This is a genomic window from Frankia sp. Hr75.2 (assembly GCF_949319125.1).
Lineage (GTDB): Bacteria > Actinomycetota > Actinomycetes > Frankiales > Frankiaceae > Parafrankia > Parafrankia soli.
In genome coordinates this window covers 1-5,567 of sequence record NZ_CASGGV010000079.1, presented here as the reverse complement: position 1 = coordinate 5,567, position 5,567 = coordinate 1, and the positions used below count along the sequence as shown (strand labels likewise).

The window sequence follows — 5,567 nt, the reverse complement described above, 5'->3', positions numbered from 1 at the left end:
CAGCCTGCGGGTGATGTTCGGCGCGATCAGGGCATCGCCGACGGCGGCGGCATGGACAGCCTGCACCAGCAACTCTGGCCCGGCATCCTTGAGGAGAAATCCTCGGGCTCCGGCCCGAAGCGCGCCGTGGACGTACTCGTCCAGGTCGAACGTCGTGATCACCACCACCGCGATGGGGTCCGCTACGCCCCGCCCTGCGAGGAGCTCGGTCACCTCGATGCCGTCCAGCCCGGGCATCCGAATGTCGACCAGGCACACGTCGGGGCGGAGCCGATGCGCCAGCTCGACGGCGGCCTTGCCGTCGGCGGCTTGGCCGACGACCTCGATGTCGGGCGGGGCGTCAAGGATCATCGACAGGCCGGTGCGCACCAGATCCTGGTCGTCTGCCACCAGCACGCGCGTCGTCATAGGGGCAACTCCATCGGCAGCTCGGCGTCGACCGCCCACCCGCCCTCGGGCGTCGGCCCAGCGCGTAGCGTGCCGCCGAGCAGCTGCACGCGCTCGGTCATCCCCAGCAGCCCGAAACCGTGGGTCGCTGGCCGCGCCGGGTCGATCTGGCCGTCGTCGGTCACGCGGAGCCGCAGCCTTCCTGCGCCCTCGACGACCCTGATCTCCACACGCGAGGCGTTTCGGGCGTGCCGCAGCGCGTTGGTCAGCGCCTCCTGCGCCATCCGGTACACGGCGGCGTCGACCTGGGGCCGAAGTCCGGCCAGATCACCCGCCAACTCCACGTCGACGACGGGGTCCGGTTCGCGGCGGGCGAGGAACACCAGGTCGGCGACGCCGGGCTGGGGACCGTACTCCGCCGGCGCTCCGTCACGCAGCACCCGGACCATCGCTCGCATCTCCGCCAGCGTCCGCGACGCTTCCCCCTCGATGATCGCAAGCGCCTCGAGCGCCGCTTCAGGTCGCTTCGCGGCCATCGTCATGCCAGCCTGCGCTTGCAGAGCGATCGCCGAGACGTGGTGGGCGACCGAGTCGTGCAGCTCGCGCGCGAGGCCGACGCGCTCCTGGCTGCGGACCTGGTCGAGCGCCCGGCGCCGACTCTCGGCGCGGTAGCGGAACGCCGCTCCGCCCGCTGCCGCCGCCGCCAGGACCGCCAACCCGCCGAAGAGCTCGGCTGGCCCGGTGTAGTCGGTCGCAAAGCTGAACACCGCGGCGACCGCAACCACCAGCAGCCCAATCACGATCTGACGCCCTGTGCCCCAGCGGACCAGCGAATAGACGAGCACCAGGATGTAGATCATCGTGTTTAGGCCCACGCCTGGGGTCCCGCCCAGCCAGCTCGCCAGTCCTAACGCCATCCCGGTGCCGAAGCCCACCACGACGCAGACCAACGGGTGAGCACGCCGCCATAGCAGCACCGGCGCAAGTCCGACCGTCACGATCGTCACGACCGGCCCCCAGGTGACGTCCTCTCGGAGGGTTCCTTCGAGCAACGCCGCCACCATCACCACGCCGACCAGCACCCGGTCGAGCCACACCCGTTCGGGCGTGTCCGCGGCGCGGGGCTCGTCCCAGAGCGAGCGCAGGCCGGTAGTGAACACACACCCAGCCTAGAGACAGCCCAGGCGTCGGAGACCCACCGAAAGAACGAGACGCCGCTCCCCCCAATGGCAGAGGCGGGTCCGGCCTCGACGCCGATGTGCCGGAAGGCCGGCCGCGGCGAGGCTTCCGGTCATGATCACTGTTGACCACCTGACCAAGAGCTATCGCGGCATGACCGCCGTCAACGACGTCTCGTTCACCGCCCGACCGGGCCGCGTGACTGGCTTCCTCGGCCCCAACGGGGCCGGCAAGTCGACAACCATGCGGATCATGGTCGGCCTGAGCTCGGCCACCTCCGGCCACGTGGAGGTCCTCGGCGCCCGGTACGCCGACCTGCCAAACCCGGGCCTCGCCACCTTGGCGGACTCGACCTCGGGCCGTCAAAAATTTTGACAGCAACACCGGTTTTTCGTTCCGTTCCTACCGGGACCCCGGGATTTCCCAGAGTTCAGGCGGACTGAGGGTTCCTCAAGGTGAACCGAAGGGTCTTCAGGAGTTATGTGGGTTGTGGACCCTTGGGTTCGTCTCGACCGGCGGGGTCTTGATGCTCGGCCGTGCTGGTGAGGAGTGCGCGGGCGTTCTCGGCGTAGCGGATGGCGGTCTTGGGGTCGAGGCCGAAGACGGCGGCGAGGTGTAGCGGGTCGGGGCCATGGGCCAGGGCCTCCTCGAGCTGCCGGTCGACGCGTAGGCGTTCCAGGGTCGCGGTCTGGCCGCGTAGCTTCCTTTTGGCGAAGTCGATCGTGCTGACCGGGCGGGTGCTGTGTGCGCTCATCTGGTTGATGAGCAGGTGGGGGTTGGCGGTGCTCGGCCAGCGGTTGCGGCGGTAGTCGAGCCATTCCAGCAGGATCTGGTGGCTGAACTCGTCGATCAGGCGGGTGCGGCCGGCGATGGTGAGCCGTCGGTTGCCGAGATCGACGTCGTCCAGGAGCAGAGTGCGGATGGCGCCGGCCCGGGCGGCGTGCACCGCAGCGAGCATGAGGACCAGTCGGGCCGCGGGGGTGGTGGCCGCTTCGGTGGCCTGGTCGACGTCGTCTTGTTCGAGGCGCTGGGCGAGCTGGTAGGGGTGCTGGCCGACGCGGATGCCCCGGGTGGGATTTCGGAAGATCTTCCCGGTCCTCTTGGTGAAGGCGAACAGGGATCGCAGCGAGACCAGCAGGTTGGCGCGGCGTGAGCCGGTATGTCCGTCCAAGGCGGCCAGAACATCGTCGCGGGTGACCTCGCGCAGGTGGTCGTAGCGCTGTGACCAGGTCACGAGAGTCGAACGGACGTTGCCCATGTGGGTCCAGACCGTTGCCAGGTCGCGTGGTTTGGTGCGGGGGCCGCCGTCGCGCATGGTCCGCAGCCACGCCTCGGTGGGCTGTCGGATCCCCTCGGCCAGGCCGTCGAGCTTGCGCTCCAGCCAGTTCTCGAACGAGGAGGAACGGTCGTCCAGGAGGACGCCCATGGGGGTCAGGACTTCGGCGACACGTTCGACGCTGATCTCCAGGGCCCGCATCGCGGGAAACACCTCGGAGTGCCGGACGATGTCGCCGGCGGCGTGCGAGGACAGCACGACGATCAGGCCGCGGTGGACGTCGTAGCGAGTTCCCCGCCGCCAGCCGTGGGCCTCGCCGATCTGGTGGGCCAGGTAGATGCCCCAGGCCAGCCAAGGATTGTCGTGCTCGATCCTGGTCGCCTCGTCGAAGCGGGTGAAGTCCCTGGCGACGTCGAAGAGCTTCGGCTGGATCCACCGAAGCGCCGGTGGTCCCGTCGGAGGCGGCGGTTGCAGCCGAGGTCGGCCGCGTCGCTCGTGGCGACGTCGGGGAGTGGTCGACGAGCCGCGCTGGTTGTGCATGCCGGCGAAAAAGAGCTGGTGGAAGGCCCCGACCTGGTCGAGGAAGCGGGAGGCGATGGCCCTGTGGCGGGGCTCACCGGCGGCCCTCACCTCGATGGCCTCGGCCCTCGCCTGGTTCCAGCACAACCGGCAGTAGCCCTTGCGGAGCAGCTGCTGCCTGCGGCAACCGGCGCAGGGGCCCTCCTCGTGGCGGTGGGCGTTGTGCCGCCAGATCGTGCAGGCGGCGCAGCGCCGCCCGTTCAAGCACCCCCAGGCCAGACAGTCGACACAACTGGCCGGCGGGCCATCGGGCGAGTAGGCCATCAGGCAGGTGGAAGCGTCCGGCCATCGCGCCGCTTGGGCGTCACCGTCATCCCTGCGGACGACGCCGCGGCCGCGGGCCGCTCCTGATCGCCGATCCGCTGGACCTTCTCCGGCTGCGGGATGAGAAGCTCCTCGACCCCGCAGCCGAGAACGGCGCAGATGATGTTGAGGTCTTCGAGCTTGATGCTGGCCGGCTCGCCCGACCACAGGCCGGACATCTTCCCGGCGCTGATCTTCAGCCCATGCTCGGCGAGCATCCGCTGGAGCTCGCTGGCCTTCCAGATGCCGCGGTTGGCGGCCGCCAGGCGCAGGTTCCACCTCATATGCCGTCGGCCTCCTTCCCGATGATGGGCGGTTCGCGCCGGTGCCCGGTCGCGCCGCGGACCGCTATCGCGGTCAGGTCCAGCTCGACCCCGGCCAGTTCGCAAGGAACCCCAGCGGCGGCGCGTGTGAGCGCGCCAGCCAGGTCCCCGCCCGCCCAGCAGGCGCCGGCCGGCCCGGAGGAAGGTGCGGTCATCATCAGTCCCTTCGCAATTGCATCAGGCGGGTGGCGGCGCGCTGCTGACCTGCGATCCAGGCGTCTTCGATGTGGGTGCCGGCGACGTGCACGTATCTCATGGTCGTGGCGATCCAGGCATGGCCCAGGAGTTCCTGGATCGCGATCAGATCCATGCCCGAGGCATAGAGCTGGGAGGCACAGAAGTGCCGAAGCACGTGCGGGGTGACGACCTCCGGCCAGTCCGGCAGATGCGTCGCGGCGGCCGTGGCCAGCGCGGAACGGATCGTCTCGTCCCCAACCCGCGCGGCCGTCCCATCGGTGTTCTTGCGCTCCGACAGCAGCAGCGGAACACCGGGTCTCGTGTGGTCGTCGCCGAACTGGCCCCACACGTCCTGCACGAACCAGCGCAGCGTCCCGGCCGCGTTGTTGATCAGCGGGACCATCCGCTCACGCGGGCCCGAACCGCGCGCGCCTTTCCCGAGACGGACGTGGAGCTTGCCGAACCTGCCCAGGTCCCACTTGATGTCGGGCAGGTCGAGCTTGCAAGTCTCGTTCACCCGAAGCCCGACGTCGGCCATCAATCGGCAGGCCGTGTAGTTCCGAGCGGCCGGCGCGAACTTCCGGCACGTCGCCAGCTCCTGGCGCCAGCCGGTGAACAACTTGGTCACCTGCTCGGCGGTGGGCGGGATCCGGAGCCTGGCCTGCTGGCCGCCGCGGGGCCGGTTCAGCTCGTCGATCGGACACTCGACAACCCGCCCGGTCATCTGATGGATCTCGACCTTGTGCCGCAGCTCCAGGAACAGGAAGAACGTCTTGAGTGCCTGAGCACGCGACAGTCGCGTGCCCTTCGCCGTGCTCCGCAGCACCTTCCCGAAGTAGACGTCGGCGTCGGAAGGCTCCATCTCCCACAACGGCCGCGCGAACCACGTCTGCACCTGCTCCAGATGCACCACGTCCGACGAGATCGTCCCGTCCGACAGCCCCGCCGCCGCCCGCGCCAACACGAACCCCGCCAGCACGTCGGTCTCCAGCGCCTCCAGGTCCTCCGCCGTCGCCGGAGCCCGCGCGACCCGAAGATCCCTCACCACCGCCAGCGCCAACCCCAGCCCCCTCGACCTCACCGATGCCGCAAGACGAACACCAGGGACGATAGACCTTCAGGATTCCCGAAGGTTCGTCAGGTGTCAGAGCCGACGCAGATCCGAGGAAGAAGCCCTGGTCCAAGGGTTACAGAGGACGAAGAGAGCTCAGAGAACTCTGGGGTTATTTCTTAATAGCCGGGGCCGTCCGGTGAGGTTGGGGGCGCTCAGTCGTCGGCGGGCCTGGGGCCGCGTATGCCTGTCGGACTCGCCCCCACCCGGTGCCGGTGATCGCTTGGGAAGA

The 5,567-nt window shown here is 69.3% G+C and carries 7 protein-coding genes; 1 reads left to right on the top strand and 6 read right to left on the bottom strand.

Annotated features, from left to right (window positions below):
- The coding region (locus tag AC559T_RS08045; protein ID WP_498868292.1) for a response regulator at nt 1-408 on the bottom strand (408 nt) is incomplete at its 3' end.
- Nucleotides 405-1,547 (bottom strand): sensor histidine kinase, encoded by a 1,143-nt coding sequence (locus AC559T_RS08040; protein ID WP_498868291.1) that lies wholly within the window; start codon nt 1,545-1,547, stop codon nt 405-407. The genes AC559T_RS08040 and AC559T_RS08045, both read right to left, overlap by 4 nt.
- Nucleotides 1,548-1,680: 133 nt before the next feature.
- Between AC559T_RS08040 and AC559T_RS08035 the strand changes: the two genes are divergently transcribed.
- Nucleotides 1,681-1,941 carry an ATP-binding cassette domain-containing protein gene (locus tag AC559T_RS08035; protein WP_498868290.1) on the top strand — a complete coding sequence of 87 codons (261 nt, stop codon included), beginning with the start codon at nt 1,681-1,683 and terminating at the stop codon, nt 1,939-1,941.
- 103 nt (nt 1,942-2,044) lie between these two features.
- Here AC559T_RS08035 and AC559T_RS08030 read toward each other — a convergent pair whose 3' ends face one another.
- Genes AC559T_RS08030 through AC559T_RS08015 form a run of 4 tightly spaced genes read right to left on the bottom strand, consistent with a single transcriptional unit; the run spans nt 2,045 to nt 5,272 of the window.
- Nucleotides 2,045-3,625 (bottom strand): site-specific integrase, encoded by a 1,581-nt coding sequence (locus AC559T_RS08030; RefSeq protein ID WP_498868289.1) that lies wholly within the window; start codon nt 3,623-3,625, stop codon nt 2,045-2,047.
- 59 nt (nt 3,626-3,684) lie between these two features.
- On the bottom strand, nt 3,685-4,008 hold the full coding sequence (locus AC559T_RS08025) for a helix-turn-helix domain-containing protein (protein ID WP_498868288.1): 324 nt from the start codon (nt 4,006-4,008) through the stop codon (nt 3,685-3,687).
- Entirely contained in the window at nt 4,005-4,205 is a 201-nt protein-coding gene (locus AC559T_RS08020) for a hypothetical protein (protein ID WP_498868287.1), read from the bottom strand. The genes AC559T_RS08025 and AC559T_RS08020 overlap by 4 nt, the downstream gene beginning before the upstream one ends.
- Complete coding sequence (locus AC559T_RS08015) at nt 4,205-5,272, bottom strand: tyrosine-type recombinase/integrase (protein WP_498868286.1); 1,068 nt, start codon at nt 5,270-5,272, stop codon at nt 4,205-4,207. The genes AC559T_RS08020 and AC559T_RS08015 overlap by 1 nt, the downstream gene beginning before the upstream one ends.
- Between the last annotated feature and the right edge of the window lie 295 nt (nt 5,273-5,567).

Excerpts from the sequence above, each read along its gene's own strand:
- AC559T_RS08035 (WP_498868290.1), top strand. The coding sequence starts at position 1,681 with ATGATCACTGTTGACCACCTGACCAAGAGCTATCGCGGCATGACCGCC.
- AC559T_RS08025 (WP_498868288.1), bottom strand. The coding sequence starts at position 4,008 with ATGAGGTGGAACCTGCGCCTGGCGGCCGCCAACCGCGGCATCTGGAAG.
- AC559T_RS08020 (WP_498868287.1), bottom strand. The coding sequence starts at position 4,205 with ATGATGACCGCACCTTCCTCCGGGCCGGCCGGCGCCTGCTGGGCGGGC.